Here is a 20,250-nt window from a genome sequence, read left to right on the forward strand (position 1 = left end):
AGAAAAGAGAATGCCGATAAGAGAGAAAACATTAAAATTAATAGATGAGTTAAAATCAACTTGTCAAACTTATGGAATGGGAAATAATGGAGATGAATATAAAATAATTACTCAAATATTTATGTATAAATTTTTAAATGATAAGTTTGGTTATGAGTTAAAGAAAATATCAGATGAGATAAAAAAAGCTGAGAAATGGGAGATAGCTTATACAGAGATGAGTGAAGGGGAGAGAAGATTTTTACTTGATACTTTAGACCCAGATACTCTAATTTTAAATCCAGAACACCTTATATCTAATTTATGGAATCAACAAGCAAAAGGGGATTTTGACATAATTTTAGATAATACAATGAAAGATATAGCACTAAAAAATATAGATATATTTTCAACTCAAACAACTCAAAACACAAAGATACCTATTTTTGAGCCATTAACTGTATGTGTAACTGATGTAAATGAGAGAGCTAATTTTGCAAGAGCTTTAGTAGATAAATTAGTTGGATTCTCTTTTGAAGAGGCTTTTGAAAAGCACTATGATTTCTTTGCTACAATCTTTGAATATTTAATAAAAGATTATAATACATCTGGTGGGGGAACATATGCTGAATACTATACTCCACATGCAATAGCCGCAATAATGGCAAAACTTTTAGTAGGAGATAGTAAAAATCTACATAATATAGAGGTATATGACCCAAGTGCGGGAACAGGAACATTATTAATGGCTCTATCACATGAGATAGGAGAGAATAAGTGTACTATCTATGCTCAAGATATCTCTCAGAAAAGTAATAAGATGTTAAAGCTAAATCTAATTATAAATGGATTAGTTCTATCATTAGACCATGCAATTCAAGGAGATACTTTAGTAAACCCATATCACAAAAGTGATGATGGAACTAAATTAAGAGAGTTTGACTTTATAGTTTCAAACCCACCATTTAAAATGGATTTCTCAGATACAAGAGAAAGAATAGCAAGTATGCCAGTTAGATTTTGGGCAGGTGTTCCAAATGTGCCTAAAACTAAAAAGAAGTCAATGGCAATTTATACATGTTTTATTCAACATGTTATAAACTCATTAAAAAAAGGTAGTGGAAAGGGAGCTATTGTTGTTCCTACTGGATTTTTAACTGCTAAAAGTGGAGTAGAGAATAAGATATTAAAGAAAATAGTAGATGAGAAAATTATTTATGGGGCTATCAGTATGCCGTCAAATATATTTGCTAATACTGGTACAAATGTATCTGTGTTATTCTTTGATGATTCAAAAAAATCTGATAAAGTAATATTGATAGATGCTTCTAAATTGGGAGAAGAGTATCAAGATGGAAAGAACAAAAAGATAAGACTTAGAGAAGATGAGATAACAAAGATTATAGATACATTTAAAAATAAGGTAGCTGAAGATGATTTTTCAGTAGCTGTAACTTATGATGAGATAAAAGAAAAGAACTATTCATTATCAGCTGGTCAATATTTTGAAGTAAAGATAGAGTATGTAGAGCTTACTCAAGAAGAGTTTAATGAAAAAATGTCAACTTTTACTTCTAATCTTCAAAAATATTTTGAAGAGGGGAAATCTCTTGAAGAGGAAATATTAAAGGGATTAGGAGAGTTGAAGTATGAATAAAATAAAATTATCAAAATTAGCTAATATCAATATGGGACAATCTCCTAAATCAGAAAATTATTGTAATAACGAAGGAACACCTTTTTTACAAGGTAATAGAACATTTGGAGAAAAATATCCTGAAATAGATATATATACAAAACAAATAACTAAATTGGCAAAAAAAGGAGAAATTTTAATAAGTGTAAGAGCTCCAGTAGGAGATTTGAATATAGCTCCAGTTGATTTATGTATAGGGAGAGGATTAAGTGCTATAAATAGTTTTGATAGTAATAATGAATTTCTATATTACTGTTTAAAATATAATGTAAGAAATATTTTAAAACAAAGTTCGGGTACAACTTATGATTCAATTAATAGAGATATTTTAGAAAATTTTGAGTTAATAACTCCTAAAAAAGAGGATTATATTAAAGTAGGAGAAATTTTATCCAAGATAGATAATAAAATAGAACTTAATAATAAAATAAATTCTGAATTAGAAGCTATGGCAAAAACTATATATGATTATTGGTTTTTACAGTTTGAGTTTCCAAATGAAGAGGGAAAACCTTATAAATCATCTGGTGGAAAAATGGTTTGGAATGATGAGTTGAAGAGAGAGATACCAGAGGGCTGGGAAGTTAAGAAAATTAAAGATTGTATTACACATATAAAAACTGGATTAAACCCTCGTGATAATTTTAAATTAGGAATGGGAGATATCAAATATATTACAGTTAAAAATATAACTACTTCAGGAAGTATTGATTTTTCAAAATGTGATATTATAGATGATAAAGCTAAAGAGATTGTACATAATAGATCTGATATTTCAAAAGGAGATATTTTATTTGCTAGTATTGCTCCTTTAGGTAGATGTTATCTTATACAAGAAGAACCAGAAAAATGGGATATAAATGAATCAGTTTTTTCTATTCGTCCAGATTATAAAATTGTTTCTTCTGAATTTTTATATATGTATTTTATGAGTGAATATTTTATAAAAAAGGCAGAAAGAAGTTCTACAGGAAGTATTTTTAGTGGTATAAGAATTAATACAATAGAGAATATGGAAATGTTAGTTCCTAAGCAAGAGGTTATAGAGTTATTTTCTTCAAAAATAAAAAATATTTTATATAAGCATAATATGAATTTTTCAGAAAATCAAGAATTAACATCTCTTAGAGATTTCTTATTACCATTACTTATGAATGGACAGGTTGGATTTAAAGAGGAAAAATAATTTATTAGGAGAATTAAAGTGAAAATAGATGAATTAGAAATAGAAAATATAGGTGGAATAAAGAATTTAAATTTAAGTTTTAATGATAAAATGAATGTTATATGTGGAACAAATGGAATAGGAAAAACTACTATTCTTGATATAATTGTAGATGCATTTTCATATGGTCAAAAATCAAGATTAAAAAGGAATTCATTAGCTGATTTTGGAAAATATAAATTGACAATAAATGAAAATGGAATAATAAAAAAATTTGAAGAAAAAATAGAGGAATTTACTCCAATAAGGGAAAAAAGATGTTCATATACCTTTGGTGAATTTATAAATAAAATTTTATTTTTTGGAATTGATAGAAGTATTCCTTATATCCAATTAGATTCTATTAAAAGTGATAAAAAAATAGAACCTTATCAAATAGGAGAAGTAATAAATAGTGGGATAAAAATTACAGATGCAAAAAATTGGTTTATTAATAGATATGCATTTCATGATAAAGAAGATAGTTTAGATAGGATTCAAATAGGAAACTTTGAATTTAGTAAAAATATATTTAGTTTATTAGATGATACAATAAAATTTAAAACAGTTAAAGGAAATTCATATGATATAATTTTATCAACTCCAAAGGGAGATATTTACTTCGAATACTTATCATCTGGATATAAAAGTTGTATTTATATTCTTTTAGGAATTATAAAAGAAATAGAGTATAGATATTCTAGTTCTCCAATAAGAGTAATAGATTTTGATGGAGTAATTTTAATTGATGAACTAGATTTACATTTACATCCAATATGGCAAGCTGAACTAGTAAGTGTTTTAAAGAAGTGTTTTCCAAAAGCTCAATTTATAGTGACAACTCATAGTCCCAGTTTATTACAATCATTAGAGACTCAAGAGATAATAGCATTATATATGGATGAAAAGAATAATATTTTAAAAAAAGAGTTAAATTTAGGAAAATATGGTCTACAAGGATGGACTGTAGAGGAAATATTAAAAGATGTGATGGGAATGACAGATACCTCGTCTAAATTTTATTCAAAAATATTAACTGAGTTTGATAGAGCCATGAATGAAGGAAAGCAAGATAAAATATTAGAAAATTATAATATTTTAAAAGAAATGTTACATCCTGATAATTTATTAAGGAGATTATTAGACATTCAAGTAGCGGAGTGGAAAGAATAATGATAAAAGTAAAAAGAAATGAAAAACCTCAAGAATTAACTGAAGAAGTAGAGAAGAGTTTAATAGAACAATTTAAAAATAATAAAAAAGATGTTTGGAATAAATCTTTTATTAGGAGAGCTTTATTGGAACAATGTCATAATAAATGTGTTTATTGTGAAAGTAGAATAGGAGAAGAAAATTCTAAAATGGAAATAGATCATTATCATTGTAAGAGTAAATATCCAAACGAAGTTGTAAGGTGGGAAAATTTATTTCCAGCATGTAGTCATTGTAATAGTAAGAAATCTGACCACGATACTTATGAAGCCCCAATTGTTAATCCTTTTGAAGATGAACCAAAGGATTATTTCTATATTAAAGCTTTTAGATATTATTGTAAAAATAAAATTTTTGAATCAAAGGTTAATAGAACAATAGAAATTTTAGGATTAAATGATACGAATAAACTAGTAGAATATAGATTTAAATTAGTAAATGGAATTATGGGGCAATTGGAAGATTTATATTTTGACTTGGAAGAATTAGATACAGAAATTAGAAATGATGTAAGAGTAAAAAATAGAAAATTAAATAAATTAAAGGAAATTTTAAGTACAGGACAAAATACTGAAAAATATTCAGCATTTGTTGCAACTGAAATAAAGGAAAATGAATATTATGGTAGAATTAAAAATATTCTTGAAAGTTTTGAAATGTGGGATGAGGAATTAAAAAAATTAGATGAAGGTTTAGAGGAAGTAAGATTAGCAATTTGTAAAGATAAGAGTAACTAAAAATAAAAACTTATTAAAAAATTTATAAATTAGGAAAATTGGAGTTACTTTTTAACTAGGGGGAAGGACATGTCTATATTAGCAGATGTAGAAGCAAAAATATTAAAATTAGAAGGTGGGACTTTTCAAGCATTATGTGATACTTATCTTTTTAGAAAAACTGGATATGGAAATTTTACTGAATATGGAAAGCAAGCTGGAACAATGAAAACAGCAAAAGGAACACCAGATACTTATTTTTTAAAACCAAATGGGAAATATGCCTTAGTTCAGTATACTACAGCACAAGATAGAATATTTGATAAAATAAAAGAAGATATAGAAAAATGTTTAGATTCTAAAAAAACAGGATTAGGTATAGAAAATATAGATGAAATTTTATATTGTTATAATTCCTCAAGGTTAAGTGTTGGTGAATATGAAAAATTAAAAGAAATATGTAGTAGAGAAAATATTAAATTAGAAATATACTCTATAAATACAATAGCCCATGATATTTATTTTGACTATCCAATAATAGCAAAAGAGTATTTAGAAATTTCTCTAGATACAGGACAAATTATGAAGAGTGAAGATTTTATTGAAGAATATGATTCAAATAAAATGTTAGCTCCTCTTTTTATGAAATTTCTTTTTAGAGAGTCTGAGAAAAATGAGATAATAGAAGCTATAAATAGTAATGATGTAGTTATTCTATCAGGGCAAGCAGGAGTAGGGAAAACTAAATTGGCTCTTGAAGTAGTAAATGAATATAAAAAAAAGTATGGTTATGAATTATTTTGTATAAGAAGTAAAAACTTAAAAATTAGTGAAGATATAATAAAATACATACAGAAAGATATTAAATATATTCTTTTTATAGATGATGGAAATGAATTAAAGCAACTAAAATTAATATTAGAATTATTAAATAAGAGCAATATAAAAATAGTAATAACAGTAAGAAATTATGTAAGAGATGAAGTAAATAAAAATGTAAAAAAATACACTAATGAAATTTATGAAAAAGAAATTTTAGGATTTGATGATAAGGAACTTACAGAATTTTTAAAGGAAAATATGGGAATCTTAAATCCTAAATATATTGAGCAAATATTAAAACTTTCAAAAGGAAATGTTAGAATAGCCTATATGGCAGGAAAAATTGCCAAAGAGAAGAATACTTTAGAAGTAATCTATAATATTGAAGATATTTATGAGTCTTACTATGGTTTGATGTCTATTAATTTAGATGAAAAATTATATATTACAGGAAGTTTAATTTCCATTTTTGGAGCAATAGAAGTTGATAATAAAATTTTAGATGAAATATTGAAAATTTGTAATTTAACTAAGGAAGAATTTTTAGAAAATATAAGGAAATTGGAAGAATTTGAATATATTGAGATAAAACATGAGAATGCAGTGAGGGTATTAGACCAATGTTTTGCTAATTATCTTTTATATAAAGTTTTTATAAAAGAAAAGTTTATAAAGTTAAATTTAATAATAAAGTATGGATTTGAAAATTTTAGAAGATATTTAATAAGAATGTTAAATATGTTTACTAATTTATATTCAAGCAAAGAAACTTTAGAATATATAAAGCAAAATGTTAATATTGTTTGGAATGAATATGAAGAAGATAGTAATTATTTATTAGATGATTTTGTAAAAGTTTTTTATTCTTTAAATGAAACCAAAGCTTTAACTTATATTTATGAAAAAGTAGAAAAAAGTGAAAATAGAGAGTTAGGCACTCTAGATTTAAAATTTAATAGAGAGGTTAATGATAATATTTTACAATTATTTCCTGATAATAAACAAACTCAGAATTTAGAAGAAGTTTTAGAAGTTTTATTTGAATATCTTATAAAAAGAAAAGATTTAATAGAAGAAGGATATAAACTTATAGAAAAAAATTATGGAATAACTAGATATTCATTTGATGAGAAATATAATACTCAAATAGCTTTATTTAATATAATTTCCACATATATGGATAAAAAAGAAATCAGAATATTATTTTATAAATTAGCAGAGTATTTTTTAAAGATAAATTTTTCAGAAGCAGAAGATAATAATGGATATGCAACTTTATATAACATATCTTTATTAAATATACCTAATATGGGAATATACAGAGGAAGGATATGGGAATTATTATTAAAAAATATTAATTTTGAAGAAAAAGAGTATGGCTTTTCTGTATTAGAAAGTCTTGGTTATTATTTTAAAGGAAAAGAGCATACAGAAGTTATAGAAATAGATAAAATCTATATAGTACAACTTTTAGAAATATTAGAAGAGTTTGATAAAATTAGGACAGTTAAAATTTATTTAAATTTAAATGAAAGATATGGAATTTATAGTAAGAAAATAGATGAAAGCTTAAAAGAAGTTAAAATAAAAATTTTTAGAATATTTTCAAAAGAAAATATTAAATTTGGTGTAGATAATGAAAAAGAAAAAAAGTTAATAGAAGAGTTTTCCAAAGAAGTATCTTTAGAAGAAGTATTTGATAATATAATTACTTTTTCTATTAGTGAAAAAGGAGAGATTATAGCAGGTTTAGGGTATTTTATTGAAAATTTTTATACAGATATAGAAGAGTTAAAGAAGATATTCTTTTATTGTAACGAGTTGAATAGAAGTATAAATTTTTATCCAAGAAGTCTATTGTTAGAGATTATTAAAAAAGTTGGAATAGATGAGACATATAGAATCATAGAAAATACTAAAACTATAGATAATATTAAGAATAACTGGAGATTTATATTTTTTGAACTATTACCTAAAGAAAATATAAATGCTTTTTATCAAGAACAACTATTAAAATTGGTTTTTGATGATAATGAATTTATATATTATAGAGATATAAATATCTTAAAAAATTTTTATTTAGTTGATAATAATATATATGTCCATGTTACAAGAGAGTTGTATAATAAAACTGATAAAAAAATAATTAAAAATTGGCTAAGAATTTTATTTAACCATCATTGTAATTCTCCACAAGAATTACTAAACTTCTATAAAGAAGATTTAGAATTATTAAAGAATATATATTTTCTTTTAGAAGAAGATGATTATGATGGAAGATTTTTTAAAGAATTTTTAGATAAAGATTTTAGTTATTTAATAAGATATTTAGAAATTTTAAAAGAGAATAGAGATTATCATATTGAAAATAGGAAATTAAAAATATGTTGGAGTAAAGAGAATTATTTAGAAATTTTTGATTTTATATTTGAATATAGTCTAAAAAATAGAAACTTCTTATATAAATTTCCTTCAATATTTATGAGTAATAATGAAAGGGTAAAAATTTGGATTAAACATACTATAGATAAAAACTGTATGGATGAAGATAAAATGGTATTTTTATTTGAAGGTATTTGTCAATTAGATATAGAAACTAAAATAGAATCTCTATTATATTTTATTGATAAAAATAATAATGTAGAAAATTTCAAAGCATTAGATATAGAACCTAGAATGAGAGAATGGAGTGGAAGTGAAATTCCACTATTAAAAGAAGATATAGGTGTTTATGAAAAATTATTGGAAAATATAAAAAATATAAGAGGAATAAAATTTATTAAACATAGAAACTATCTTGAAGAGAGAATAGAATGGTTGAAAGAAAGAATAAAAGAAATAGAAAAAAAAGAGTATATAGATAAATATAATTAAATTGTATTAAAATCTTTTATTTATAATATTTCTTTTAAATGATATAATATAATCAAAGACAGATTGAGAGGTGAGAGTATGTTTGACAAAAAGAAGATAGGTATAGGAATAGATGATTTTAAAAGTGTAATTGAAAAAAATTACTATTTTGTAGATAAATCTAAACTAATAGAGGATATTATAGCTGATGGAGCTATTGTAAAGCTTTTTTGTCGTCCTAGAAGATTTGGAAAAACTCTCAATATGTCTATGATGAAATATTTTTTTGATATAAGAGAGAAAGAGGAGAATAGAAAACTTTTTGATGGGCTATATATAGAAAATTCTCCAATGATAGAGGAACAAGGAAAATATCCAGTTATATTTCTCACTCTCAAGGAGATTAAAGGAAATAATATTGAGAGCATGTATACTCAAATAAAAACTTTAATTTCAGACTTATTTAATCAGTATGAGTATTTAAGAGAGAACTTAAATGAGAGAGATATTGAGATTTTTGACAATCTATGGAAGAGAAAAGATGAAGATTATAGCAACTCTCTAAAATTTTTAATAGAGTGCTTAAATAACTATTACAAACAAAAAGTAATTCTTTTGATAGATGAGTATGATACACCATTGCTTACTGCCCATGAGTTTGGGTACTACAATGAGGCTCTACAATTTTTTAAAACTTTCTATGGTGGAGCCTTAAAATCTAATGTTAATTTACAGATGGGAGTACTTACTGGAATAATTAGAGTGGCTCAAGCTGGGATATTTTCAGACTTGAATAATTTTTATTCCAATACAATTTTAGAAAATGAATATAGTCAATATTTTGGACTTTTAGAAGCTGAAGTTGAAAATATGCTAAAGTACTACGAAATAGAGTATAAGATTGATAATGTTAAAGAGTGGTATAATGGATATACTTTTGGGAAAGTACAGGTATATAATCCTTGGAGTATTTTACATTTTGTAAGAACAAAGGAATTAAAACCATTTTGGGTAAACACCTCATCTAACTATCTGATTAGAGAGATATTGAGAAAGAGTGGTAGAGATATCTTTGATAGCTTAGAAAAATTATTTAATCAAGAGGAGATAAGAGTAAGAATAAATCCAAATGTAGAGGTACATAGTAATTTAAATGCTAATGAGATTTTTTCGTTAATGTTGTATTCTGGTTATTTGACAATAAAAAAAGAGATAGCTGATAATGTTTTTACAATTAGAATACCTAATAAAGAGATTATCTCTTTCTTTCATAATACCTTTATTGAGATAATTTTTAAGGATAGTATAGATATTGATGATGTTAAATTTTCTTTAATAGATAGGGATTTAAAAGGATTTGAAAAAGCTTTTAGTAAACTTATAGCTCAATATCTTAGCTCCTATGATATCAGTTCTCCATACGAGAATCCTTATCATATGTTCTTACTAGGATTTTTCACAAGTATGAGAAGTGATTACATAGTAAATTCTAACCAAGAGAGTGGATATGGTAGACCTGATATTGTATTAAGACCTTTGAATAAGACTAAGACAGGATACATTATGGAGTTAAAAGCTGTAAAAAAGGGAGAAAGCATAGAGAAAAAGTTAGAGGAAGCTAAAAAGCAACTGATAGAAACTTATTATGAAGCAGATTTAGAAAAAAATGGAATAAAGGATATAGTAAAAATTGCAATAGTTTTTGAAGGAAAAAGAGTAGAGTTTAAATATGTAGACTAAAAAAATAGATACTAGAATTAAAATTTAATCTCTCAGAGTTAAGTATTTTTCTAGCTTGAAAAAAATATAGTTGGCCGCAAATTGGCCATAAAAAATTAAAAACCCTATAAAATATATAAAAAAGACCCTCGTAGGATATAAGGTGTTGATACCCTTTCTTAGTGGGCTAGAGATATTATAACAAAAAATTCTTGAAATTTCTAGTTAGTTTTGTTATAATCTAATTACTAAGAAGAATGGAAGACTTAGTATGTTCATCGCTGGTATAGCTGCAACTATACCAGCCTTTTTCTTTTTAGCAAAAGTTTTAGATTAGAGATTATCTACTCTATACAGTAGCAGAGTTAGAGGAGTAAAAAAATCTTTAATTTCAGACTTATTTAATCAGCATGAGTATTTGAGAGAGAACTTAAATGAGAGAAATATTGAGAAAGAGTGGTAGAGATATCTTTGATAGCTTAGAAAGACTTTTATTGAGATAATTTTTAAGGATAGTATAGATTGATGTTAAATTTTCTTTAATAGATAGTAGAATTCAAATTTAACCTCTCAGAATTTAGTATTTTTCTAACTCGTAAAAAATATAGTTGGCTGTAAAAAGTTGGAGCTGTTGCAAATTAATGGTTTTCAATCTCATTAATTTGCAACAGCCCCTTTTATTATTATTTTATACCTTTTTCAGAGAAATATTTTTCAGCTCCTGGATGCAATTTTATACTCATTCCTTCTAACCCTGTATCTTCTTTAATAAATTCTCCAACTTTATGAGCAGTTTTTATTCTATCAGTATTAGCATACATTGATTTTAGCATATTGTATACCATATCTTCAGATAATTTTGAACTTACTACTAACATAGATTGAACTGTTAATGTTTGAGCGTCCTCTTTTTGAGTGCTATAAGTACCACCTTTAATTGTATAATCAGTATAGTAAGAGTATTTATTTTTTAGTTTAGTAGCTAATTCTTTATCAATATTAACAACTTTTACATTTCTTTGAGTAGCTAGATCAACAATTGCTGATGTAGGGACTCCAGCAACTAGAAAAGCTGCATCTATTTGTCTATCTCTTAGACCAGTTGCTGCTTCAGCAAAAGATAGGTACTGAGGTTTATAGTCTTTTTCTCCTATTCCAGCAGCCTCTAAAATTTGTACAGCATTACAGTAGACTCCACTTCCAATAGCTCCAATAGCAACTTTTTTACCTTTTAGATCTTCTATTGAATTAATACTACTGTCAGTAGTGATACATTGGATAGGTTCACTATAAAGAGTAGCCATTCCTCTTATTGTCTCTATCTTTCTATCAAATAGTTCTACACCATTTTCAGCATAAGAAGCAACATCATTTTGAATAATAGCAACGTCTATATCACCTTTTTCTAACATATTTACATTAGCAACAGAAGCTCCAGTAGATTCAGCAGTAGCATTTACACCTTTAATATTAGAGTTCCATATTTCAGCAAAAGCCCCTCCTAGTGGATAATAAGTTCCAGCAGTTCCTCCAGTACCAATATTTATATAAGTAGTTTGCTCTCCACTACAAGCTCCTAATCCAATGGCTAATGTTAATAAAGCTAATACTTTTTTCATAATAAATCCCTCCTACTATAAATTACACACACTATATACTTTTGATTTTTTAGTTTGATAAACAAAGACTACTACAATAATTACAATTCCTAATATGTCAGTTACAAAACCAGGGTCTAGAGTTAGAATACCAGCGATTACTAAAAAAATTCTCTCTAACATATTCATCTCAGTTTTGAAATATCCAGTCAATCCAACAGAAACACAAGTTATACCAATAATAGCTGTGATAATCTTAGGAACAACTGTTATTCCTGGATTAATCATAATCAATTCTGGACTTAGGACAAACATATATGGTATTAAAAAAGCTCCGATAGCTAATCTAGTTGCTTGTAATCCAGTTTTCATAGGTTCTGATTTGGCAACTCCAGCGGCAGCAACAGCAGCAAGACAAACAGGTGGAGTAACGTCAGCTATTATACCGAAGTAGAAAACGAATAGATGAGCAGCTAATACAGGTACTACTGAAGCCCCAGTTGCGTCATGAATAAGTAGTATAGCTGGAGCAGCAATGGTAGAAGTTATAACATAATTAGCTGTAGTAGGAACTCCAATACCTAGAACTAATGATGTAATCATAGTAAATAATAAAGTTAACATTAGGTTTCCATTAGCAACTCCAACCAAAATAGATCCTACTTTTAAGCCTAATCCAGTTTTAGTAACTACACCTGTTATAATTCCAGCACAAGCACATGCTGCAATAACAGTAAGTGCACTTTTAGCACCTTGGACCATTCCTTCTAATAAATCCTTTATAGAGAGTCTAGTTTCTTTTTTTATGGCTGCGCATATTATAGTTGAAGCAACAGCTCCGAGTGCAGCATAGATAGGAGACCAACCACTACTTAATAATCCAATTACAGCGAAAATAGGAATTATTAACTGCCCTCTAGCTTTCATAACATCACTAAATTTTGGGATATCTTTTTTAGGTAAACCTCTAAGTCCTAATTTTTTAGCTTCAAAATGTACCCCTATAAATACACCTAGATAATATAAAATAGCTGGAATAGCAGCAGCTAATATTACTTTTGAATAAGGTGTTCCTGTAATTTCAGCAAGTAAAAAAGCAGCGGCTCCCATTATAGGGGGCATAAGTTGTCCACCTGTAGAAGCAGTAGCTTCAACGGCTCCAGCAAATTCGCCTTTATATCCTAACCTTTTCATCATAGGAATAGTGAAACTTCCAGTTCCAACCACATTTGCTACTGAACTTCCAGAAAGTGTTCCCATACAAGCACTAGAAATGACAGCTACTTTAGCTGGACCACCTGGAGAACTTCCAGATATAGAATTAGCTAAATCTATAAAAAATTCTCCCATTCCTGTTTTTTCTAAATATGCTCCAAAAAGTAAGAACATGAAGATAAAAGTGGAAGAGACTTGAATAGGTAGTCCCATAATTCCTTCTGTTGTATAAAAAAGATGTTGTACTAATCCAGAAAGACTTACACCTCTATGCCCTAAAGCTCCTGGAATACTTCTACCAATTAGAGCATAGATTATAAAAGCAATAGAGATTATAACCATTGGTAGACCTATAACTCTTCTAGCGGCTTCTAAGACTAAAAGAATTGCAATTCCACCAACTATCATATCCATTGCGTTTATGAGACCTTGTCTCATTACAATATCTTTAAAAAATATTACTACATATAGGCAACAAACTCCAGCTAAAAGTCCAAGTATACAGTCTAAAGGATGGATAGTATATTTATCCATTTTAGAGTGTGTAGGGTAAAGAAAGAATACAGCACTCAATCCAAAAGCTAAATGAATAGAACGAGCAATTTGAGCATCAATTCCCCCTCTAATAGCATAGTATAATTGGAATAATGTGAAACAAAATAATAGGATCCAGATTATTTTTCCTTGAAATCCTGATAAAATTCTGAATCTAGAACCTTTATCATATTTTGCTAGTAGCTCATCAACATCATTGATATTATTTCTTACAACATCGGTATTTTTCATAATTCTCCCCCTTTTAATCTATATTTTTTTTTAATAGTTATTGATATTTTTGTAGGTTTATCTCCAAGTATGTCTTCAGATAATCTATATTTTTTATTATTTAACCTAAGATAGTGTTTTGCAATAGGAAATATAGCCATATTGATATTTTTAAAATTTCTATTTATATTTAAAATCATTTTATCATTTTTTATCTCTAACTTTCCTTCTTCAGGAAGAAATGGTAAACCAACACCAAAAGAACTATATTCTGTCTTTACAAGTTTTATGTTTTCATTTTCTACTTTGAAAAATTCTTCGATTTCGGTTTTCATTACAGAGTGTGTATAGCCAAGTGAAAAATATTCGTTGTCCAATTTATAACTATATATTTTTTTATTGGTTAGGTCATTTATTTCTAGAAAATAGATAGTTTTAAGATGAAAAAATAAAAATAATATAATAACAAGTAAAGAGAAAAAAGATAAATATATAAAACTTTTTCTTTTTATTAACAAAATAAATCACTCCATTAAATATAATATATTTTATATATCTTTTATTTGCTTGAATAATACCATTTTTTAGAAGAGATGTCAATATTTTTTTAAAAAATATATAAAATAAAGGAATATTTTAAATAGAGAGATTTGTAAAAGTTGAGCAAGATAAAAGCAATATTCAGGGAAGATTTTTTACTTTAAGTTTGAAGATTATAAAAAAGAGTCCTACTTAAAAATAGTAAGTAGGGACTCTTTTTTTATATTTTATATAGAATTAATTATAGTTTTATTTTTGAAAAATGGTTTTTAGAGACTTTACAAGGTGGACAAACCCAATCTTCAGGTAATTCAACAAAAGGAGTACCAGCAGGGATACCATGTTCAACATCACCAATAGTAGGATCGTAAACATAACCACAAACTTCACAAATATATAAATCTTTACAAGTTGTATTGTGTTCTATTAACTCAGAGAAATGGTTTTTAGAAACTTTACAAGGTGGGCAAATCCAATCTTCAGGTAATTCAGCAAAAGGAGTACCAGCAGGGATACCATGTTCAACATCACCAATAGTAGGGTCATAAACATAACCACAAATCTCACATACATATTTTTTCATTTTATTAAACCTCCGTCCTCAAAAGTATTTCGCTTAACTAATTTTATTATACACCTTTTCTTATGAAATTTATACTGCTTTTTAAGTTTTTATGTATAACTATAATTCATATGGTTATTTTATTTTATATTATTTTTACTTGAATACTCAGAAATTTGATGTTACAATTATACTAAAGAAGAATATAGTTATGATAGGAGAGAAAATGAAGATTTTTAAATTGATAGCAATGCAAGTAGTTATAGGAAGTGTGGTTTTAGCTTTCTCAGGACAGCAAGAATGGTCGACTATGGCAATATATGATAATAAAATACCAGAAAATATAGTGATAAATAAAAAATATTTAGAAGTGCCAGATGTTGTAGATTATGTTTTTGTTAGAGCAAGAACAGCTAATATGAGAGATTTGCCTAGCATAGAAGGAAATGTAATAAAAAAATATCCGTATGATACTAAATTAAAAGCCATAAAAAAAGTTTCAAATTATGGAAATATTTGGTTTTATGTAGAGGATATAAATGGAAATAAAGGATATATTTCAGCTAATGTGGTTAGAAAAAGAATGTTTAGATTTCAAAAGGCTTTAGATAAAATTATGGAGTTGGAAGAATTTTTAGTTCAACAAAAGGGGCTAGGAAGAGAATTAGCAAGTACAAATTCATATATTCCAAATCCTGATAATCAAAATTTTAAAAGAGAAAAGGACAAATATGGAACTAGTTTGGATCAAAGTAGTATTGGAAAGTCTGCTATTAATGGAGAGGATATATATATTCCAGATAGATCAATACTTTCTGTAATCGAAAAAGGAAAAACAACTTCTAAAGTCAAAGTAGCTAGTATTCCAGAAGAACTTATTCTTTCTAATTCTTCCATCTCAAGAAATCCTAAAATACAAGATGAATTTTCAAAAGTAATAGCTATAGATATTTCAAATCAGAATATGATGGTTTTTGAAAAAAATTCAGATAAAATTTGGGAAGTAATATCATATGTATATAGTAAAACAGGTATAGAGAGTAAGTTAGGTTTTGAAACTCCAAGAGGTTTTTTTGTAGTACCTATGGTAAAATATATTATGCCGTATAATAGTGAAGTTGGAGAAAGAGAAGGATATGCAAGATATGCTATTAGGTTTTCTGGTGGTGGTTATTTACATGGGACACCAATTAATTATGATGAGGAGATAAATAAAGAATTTTTTATGAAACAAAAAGAAAAAACATTAGGAACTTTTACTGGAACAAGAAAATGTGTAAGAACGACAGAAGAACATGCGAATTTTCTATTCAATTGGATAATAGATAAGCCAAATAATAAAAGTAATGAGCAAAGACCAACTGAGAATGTAATGTTTGTAATATTTTAAAGAGGTGTAAAATTGAAGAAAATATTTTTTATTTTTATACTATTTAGCATATTTGTAGCTTGTAGTTCAACTGATAAAAATTTTAAAAAAATAAAAATAGTTGAGAGTGAACCACAGTATATATTAGAAGAGATAAAATAACAAAAAAAAACCATTTTATGGTAGAAAATTAATCGTATGTTATGATATAATTATTTAAATGACAGAAAAGGCAACGGGATAAAATAATGAAGGATAATTTTTTTACAAAGATAATTTATGAAACATATTATCTTATGTTTTTATTATCTGAAAGAAAGAAAAAACAAAAAGAAGAAAATAGCATAGCTACTAAATTTTTAAATTATAATAACAAAAGAGTTTTCAAAGATATAAAACAAAAGAAGATAGAGAAAGTTCTAATACTTTTACCTCACTGTTTACAAAAATATAGTTGTCCATTAAAAATTACATCAAGTATAGAGAATTGTAAAAAATGTGGGCAATGTGTAATAGGTGATTTTTTAAAAATTCAGTTAGAATTTCCTGTGGATATAAAGGTTGCTACTGGAGGAACTCTTGCTAGAAAACATATAAAGGATATTAGACCAGATTTAGTAATGGCGATAGCTTGTAAAAGAGATTTGATAGCTGGAATACATGATTCTTATCCAGTAAATGTTTATGGAGTTTTTAATGAAATTAAAGATGAACCATGTATAAATACAACTGTATCAATAAAAAAAGTAAGGGAGTTTTTAAAAGAAGTATTTTGATTTTATAGATAGGAGGTAGAACTTGAGAAAGAAATATTTTTTAATAGCTCTTATATTTACAGTAGGAATGAATCTTTTAGCTTCTGAAAAAGAAGATTTAGCCTTTGTGGATGAGTTATATAAACAAAAAAAATTTGATATGGCAATAGTAGAATCTAAAAGTTTTTTAGATAAATATCCCACTTCTAAATATACTAAAAATGTTCAGGATAGAATAGCTAAAGTTTATTTTTTAATGGGAGATTATCCTAATGCAATAAAATATTTTAAAATTTTATCAATAAATAATGAGTTGAAAGATAAAGAAAAAAATGAGGTAAGACATTATTTAGCAGTGGCTTATGCAGGCATTGAAGATAAAAAGACAAGTGAAGATTATTTAAATCTAATATCTAAAAAAGATGAGTATTATGAAAAAACTATATATGATATAGGTACTACATATTTAGCTAAAGAGAATTATACGTATGCAGAGGAAAAGTTTCAAACTTTAATATCTTTAAATGGAAAATATTATAATGATGCAATTTTAAATATTTCTTTGTTATCCTACAATAAGGGAGATTATAATAGAAGTATAGCTTATCTTGATCAATATTCAAAACTTAATGGAGCCAAAAAGCTCATCTTTATGAATTATTTATTAGGCTCATCTTATTATAAATTAGATAGATCAGATTTAGCTGTATTATACTTTGAAAAAAGCGCTCAAGATATAGGAAATAGTTATGGAAGAAAAGCAAATCTTAATTTGATAGAAATATATAGTAATAAAGGTGAGATAGATAAGGCTAAATATAGACTAGAGCAATTAAAAAATACTTTAGATTATAATGAAGGAATTAGAATACTTGGGGACTCTTATGCAGCAAAAGGAGAGTATGAAAAAGCTATTGAGTGTTATGCTCAAGTTAGTGATTTAAATAATCCTAAATTATTATATAGTTATGGATTTTCTTTATACAAACTTGATAGACTAAAGGAAGCTAAAACTTATTTTGAAAGTCTTAAAAGTAGTTCCTACTATAGTCAAGCTATTTATTATTTATTTGCTATTGATTATAAATTAGGTGACTATAAAAATATTTTAGCTAATAAAGAGATTGTAAAAAAATATTCTATAAATTCTAAAGATATAGAAAGCATAAATACAATTATAGCTAATTCAGCTTATGAATTAGGAGAATATGAACTTTCTAAGCAATATTATAGGATGAATTATGAAGAAAAAATTAACCTTGAAAACTTATATAGAATAATTGTAATAGATAATAAATTAAACAATTTAGAAAGTATTAAATTAGGATTTGATGAATATAATAAAAAATTTCCTCAAGATGAAAAATATAGAAAAAATATTTATCTTTCTATGGGAGAAATATATTATAAAAATGGAATGTTAGATGAAAGTGTTAAAATATACAAAGAATATTTAAATAGTAGGAGAGATTTTGATATTTTAGATAATCTTATAACTGTATTATTAGTACAACAAAATTATCGTGAAATGATGAATTATCTAAATATAGCAGATAATTCATCTAATTCTACATATTTAAGAGGAATAGCAGCTATGGGAATGGGTAAGTATGAGGAGGCTAACTCTTATTTTTTAAGTGTGGAAAAAGATGAAACTATTGAAAATATAATGTTAGAAAAAATAAAGTTTAATAAATTGAGAAATTTCTTTTTGTGGCAAAAGTATGATGAGGCTGTAAAGGCAGGAGAAGAGTATTTGATACAATATCCGAGTGGAGAAAATAGAGCAGAAGTATTAGATAAAACAGCAATTAGTTATTTTAGGATAGATAATTTTGAGAAAAGTAAAATGTATTATACTGAGCTTCAAAAACTTCCCGATTATACTGAATATGCAAGTTTTCAGTTAGCAGATTTGTGTTATACAGAAGGGAAGTATGAAGAGGCATTATTAAGATATAGGGATATATTCTCTAAATACCCAAAAAGTAAATATGGAGAGAATGCTTACTATTGGTATCTTAACTCGCTTATTAGCTTAAAAAAATATGATGAATTTGAAATAGGAAAGGAAGAGTTTTTAAAAAGATATCCAAATTCTGAAATGAAAGAAAATGTCTATTTACTAGCTGGTCAATTATATGAAAGAAAAGGGGATAAAGAAAATTCGCTTACAACTTATGAAAAGCTTTATAAAACTTCGAAGGATGAAGCAGTTAAAGAGGAAACAATTAGAAAAATATTAGATATTCAAATAGCTACTAATAAATTGGAAAAAGTTGTTGAATATATTTCAGAAATAAAAAATCCAGAAATAAAGAGTTATTATAACTCGCAACTTTATGAAAAGCAAGGGAAAAAACAGGAAGCTTTGAAAGAGTATGAGATTCTTTTTGCTGGTACTAAATATAAAGATTTTGCTGGAGTTAATTTAGGAAACTATTATTTTAATAGCAAAGATTATAAAAAATCTAGAGAATATTATTTTAGTGTACAAAATTTAGAGAGTACTCCATATAAAGATTATGTTCTTTATCAAATTTCTAATATAGATGAGTTAGAAGGAAAAAATGAAGATGCATTGAGAGGTTATACTAGAGGATATGTACTTTATAAAGGTGAATATAGTAATCTTTCTAAACTAAAAGCAGCACAACTTAATGAAAAATTAGAAAAAAATAAAGATGCTTATAATCTTTATAAAGAGCTTTATTCAATACCAAAATTTGAATATAGAAACTTTGTGTTGGAAAAAATGATCTTTTATACACTAAAAAATGGTAATAAGATAGAAGCAAAAAAATATTATGAAGAGCTTAAAGCATTGGATAAAAAATCATCAGAAAAGTATAATCAATTTTTTAATGAGGAGGAATAAAGTATGAAAAAATTATTTACTATGCTATTTTTATTGTCAGCTATATGTGTATTAGGAGCTGGTGAAGATGTAACAGCTCTTGATAAAGAGATACAGGGAATAAATAAAGAACAGTTAGAAATTAGGGAGATACCAACAGAAGAAGTTATATTAAAAGAACAAAATATAAATTCAGGAGCTATTGAAGTAACTAATGATAACTATCAAAATCAAACTCAAAAAATTAAAGTTGTACAAGAAAAATCAGCTTTAGAAGATGAATTATCTCAAGGAGTAGAGGAAAAATCTATCTGGAAATATATATTAGGTGGGATAGGAGTAATAGCATTAATAATAGCTTTATAAAATAAAATTATGAAAAATTAGG

15 protein-coding genes are annotated in these 20,250 nt (G+C 26.3%); 11 read left to right on the forward strand and 4 right to left on the reverse strand.

Annotated features, from left to right (window positions below; translation table 11 throughout):
* The first annotated feature begins 10 nt into the window (after positions 1–10).
* The 6 genes from DYA59_RS03280 (at position 11) to DYA59_RS03305 (ending at position 10,222) form a co-directional block, all read left to right on the forward strand.
* Positions 11–1,636: an N-6 DNA methylase gene (locus DYA59_RS03280; RefSeq protein ID WP_115269333.1), complete on the forward strand. Its 1,626-nt coding sequence runs from the start codon at positions 11–13 to the stop codon at positions 1,634–1,636.
* Positions 1,629–2,861, forward strand: coding sequence for a restriction endonuclease subunit S (locus DYA59_RS03285; RefSeq protein WP_115269336.1), 1,233 nt, complete (start codon positions 1,629–1,631; stop codon positions 2,859–2,861). The genes DYA59_RS03280 and DYA59_RS03285 overlap by 8 nt, the downstream gene beginning before the upstream one ends.
* 18 nt (positions 2,862–2,879) lie before the next feature.
* A complete protein-coding gene (locus tag DYA59_RS03290) occupies positions 2,880–4,052 on the forward strand; it encodes an AAA family ATPase (protein WP_172606943.1) in 1,173 nt (390 codons plus the stop codon).
* Entirely contained in the window at positions 4,052–4,828 is a 777-nt protein-coding gene (locus DYA59_RS03295; RefSeq protein WP_147280955.1) for an HNH endonuclease, read from the forward strand. The genes DYA59_RS03290 and DYA59_RS03295 overlap by 1 nt, the downstream gene beginning before the upstream one ends.
* Positions 4,829–4,897: 69 nt before the next feature.
* On the forward strand, positions 4,898–8,503 hold the full coding sequence (locus tag DYA59_RS03300; RefSeq protein ID WP_115269342.1) for an nSTAND3 domain-containing NTPase: 3,606 nt from the start codon (positions 4,898–4,900) through the stop codon (positions 8,501–8,503).
* Positions 8,504–8,581: 78 nt separating this feature from the next.
* Entirely contained in the window at positions 8,582–10,222 is a 1,641-nt protein-coding gene (locus DYA59_RS03305) for an AAA family ATPase (RefSeq protein ID WP_115269344.1), read from the forward strand.
* Between the two features lie 662 nt (positions 10,223–10,884).
* Here DYA59_RS03305 and DYA59_RS03310 read toward each other — a convergent pair.
* The 4 genes from DYA59_RS03310 to DYA59_RS09660 form a co-directional block, all read right to left on the reverse strand.
* Complete coding sequence (locus tag DYA59_RS03310; RefSeq protein WP_115269346.1) at positions 10,885–11,820, reverse strand: TAXI family TRAP transporter solute-binding subunit; 936 nt, start codon at positions 11,818–11,820, stop codon at positions 10,885–10,887.
* Positions 11,821–11,835: 15 nt separating this feature from the next.
* Positions 11,836–13,800: a TRAP transporter permease gene (locus DYA59_RS03315; protein WP_115269348.1), complete on the reverse strand. Its 1,965-nt coding sequence runs from the start codon at positions 13,798–13,800 to the stop codon at positions 11,836–11,838.
* Positions 13,797–14,297 carry a DUF1850 domain-containing protein gene (locus DYA59_RS09475; RefSeq protein WP_115269350.1) on the reverse strand — a complete coding sequence of 167 codons (501 nt, stop codon included), beginning with the start codon at positions 14,295–14,297 and terminating at the stop codon, positions 13,797–13,799. The genes DYA59_RS03315 and DYA59_RS09475 overlap by 4 nt, the downstream gene beginning before the upstream one ends.
* A 263-nt stretch (positions 14,298–14,560) precedes the next feature.
* The gene (locus tag DYA59_RS09660; protein ID WP_115269352.1) at positions 14,561–14,902 is read right to left on the reverse strand and encodes a rubredoxin; all 342 of its coding nucleotides are present in this window, start codon (positions 14,900–14,902) and stop codon (positions 14,561–14,563) included.
* Between the two features lie 205 nt (positions 14,903–15,107).
* On the opposite strand from DYA59_RS09660, the gene DYA59_RS03330 reads away from it, so the two are divergent.
* The 5 genes from DYA59_RS03330 (at position 15,108) to DYA59_RS03345 (ending at position 20,228) form a co-directional block, all read left to right on the forward strand.
* The gene (locus DYA59_RS03330) at positions 15,108–16,271 is read left to right on the forward strand and encodes a L,D-transpeptidase family protein (RefSeq protein ID WP_115269354.1); all 1,164 of its coding nucleotides are present in this window, start codon (positions 15,108–15,110) and stop codon (positions 16,269–16,271) included.
* 12 nt (positions 16,272–16,283) lie between these two features.
* Complete coding sequence (locus DYA59_RS09595) at positions 16,284–16,412, forward strand: hypothetical protein (protein ID WP_281268936.1); 129 nt, start codon at positions 16,284–16,286, stop codon at positions 16,410–16,412.
* 86 nt (positions 16,413–16,498) lie between these two features.
* Entirely contained in the window at positions 16,499–17,026 is a 528-nt protein-coding gene (locus DYA59_RS03335) for a DUF116 domain-containing protein (RefSeq protein WP_115269356.1), read from the forward strand.
* Between the two features lie 22 nt (positions 17,027–17,048).
* The gene (locus DYA59_RS03340; protein ID WP_115269358.1) at positions 17,049–19,883 is read left to right on the forward strand and encodes a tetratricopeptide repeat protein; all 2,835 of its coding nucleotides are present in this window, start codon (positions 17,049–17,051) and stop codon (positions 19,881–19,883) included.
* 3 nt (positions 19,884–19,886) lie between these two features.
* Positions 19,887–20,228, forward strand: coding sequence for a hypothetical protein (locus tag DYA59_RS03345; RefSeq protein ID WP_115269360.1), 342 nt, complete (start codon positions 19,887–19,889; stop codon positions 20,226–20,228).
* The last annotated feature ends 22 nt before the right edge of the window (positions 20,229–20,250 follow it).

The sequence above is a fragment of the Fusobacterium necrogenes genome (assembly GCF_900450765.1).
Taxonomy (GTDB): domain Bacteria; phylum Fusobacteriota; class Fusobacteriia; order Fusobacteriales; family Fusobacteriaceae; genus Fusobacterium_A; species Fusobacterium_A necrogenes.

Bases quoted from the DNA above. Each gene is read 5' to 3' on its own strand.
- DYA59_RS03280 (WP_115269333.1), top strand. From the start codon at position 11: ATGCCGATAAGAGAGAAAACATTAAAATTAATAGATGAGTTAAAATCA.
- DYA59_RS03285 (WP_115269336.1), top strand. From the start codon at position 1,629: ATGAATAAAATAAAATTATCAAAATTAGCTAATATCAATATGGGACAA.
- DYA59_RS03295 (WP_147280955.1), top strand. From the start codon at position 4,052: ATGATAAAAGTAAAAAGAAATGAAAAACCTCAAGAATTAACTGAAGAA.
- DYA59_RS03300 (WP_115269342.1), top strand. From the start codon at position 4,898: ATGTCTATATTAGCAGATGTAGAAGCAAAAATATTAAAATTAGAAGGT.
- DYA59_RS03305 (WP_115269344.1), top strand. From the start codon at position 8,582: ATGTTTGACAAAAAGAAGATAGGTATAGGAATAGATGATTTTAAAAGT.
- DYA59_RS03310 (WP_115269346.1), bottom strand. From the start codon at position 11,820: ATGAAAAAAGTATTAGCTTTATTAACATTAGCCATTGGATTAGGAGCT.
- DYA59_RS03315 (WP_115269348.1), bottom strand. From the start codon at position 13,800: ATGAAAAATACCGATGTTGTAAGAAATAATATCAATGATGTTGATGAG.
- DYA59_RS09660 (WP_115269352.1), bottom strand. From the start codon at position 14,902: ATGAAAAAATATGTATGTGAGATTTGTGGTTATGTTTATGACCCTACT.
- DYA59_RS03330 (WP_115269354.1), top strand. From the start codon at position 15,108: ATGAAGATTTTTAAATTGATAGCAATGCAAGTAGTTATAGGAAGTGTG.
- DYA59_RS03335 (WP_115269356.1), top strand. From the start codon at position 16,499: ATGAAGGATAATTTTTTTACAAAGATAATTTATGAAACATATTATCTT.
- DYA59_RS03345 (WP_115269360.1), top strand. From the start codon at position 19,887: ATGAAAAAATTATTTACTATGCTATTTTTATTGTCAGCTATATGTGTA.